Source organism: Veillonella sp. 3_1_44, assembly GCF_000163715.1.
Lineage (GTDB): Bacteria > Bacillota > Negativicutes > Veillonellales > Veillonellaceae > Veillonella > Veillonella parvula_A.
The window spans coordinates 1-681 of record NZ_GG770211.1; the positions used below are offsets into that span (position 1 = coordinate 1).

Consider the following 681-nt stretch of genomic DNA (forward strand, 5'->3'; position numbering starts at 1 on the left):
AGATACAACCTCTACAACCTTGGCTGGAGGCTGCTCTAGTAGGGTTAGCTAGTCGAAGACTAGCAAAAAGAAAAAGGCCTACCTTTAGGTAGACCTTTTTCTTTTAGTCAATCAGCGGCTTCCTATCCTCCCAGGCCGTCTCCAGCCAAGTACTTTCGGCGTTTATGAGCTTAACTACTGTGTTCGAGATGGGAACAGGTGGATCCTCATAGCCATCGCCACTGAATCTGTCAGAGTTTGTACTCTGAAAACCACATAGAAGTATATATATATTTGTTGCACATTCTGCTTAATGTTTTGTTGTATGTTGCGTCCCATACTCAAAGTACACGTCTAGAGGATTGCGTCGAAACGTAAGATTTCACGCAACTTGTGCGTCGCGTTGCTCCTTCAAGTTGGTTACGCTGCTTAAGTAAAGCCCTCGATCGATTAGTACCAGTCAGCTCCAAACCTCACGGCTCTTCCACACCTGGCCTATCTACCATGTCGTCTACATGGGATCTTACTAGCTTTTGCTATGAGAAACCTCATCTCAAGGCTGGTTTCACGCTTAGATGCTTTCAGCGTTTATCCGTCCCGAACGTAGCTACCCAACTGTACCCTTGGCAGGATAATTGGTACACCAGCGGTTCGTCCACTCCGGTCCTCTCGTACTAGGAGCAGCCCCCTTCAAGTTTCTTG

General features: G+C 47.0%; 2 rRNA genes. Both read right to left on the reverse strand.

Going from position 1 to position 681, the window contains the following annotated elements:
• Positions 1-109 precede the first annotated feature (109 nt).
• A 5S ribosomal RNA gene (gene rrf / locus HMPREF0873_RS09770) occupies positions 110-226 on the reverse strand.
• A 183-nt stretch (positions 227-409) separates the two neighbouring features.
• Positions 410-681 (reverse strand): 23S ribosomal RNA (locus HMPREF0873_RS09775); the annotation flags it as partial.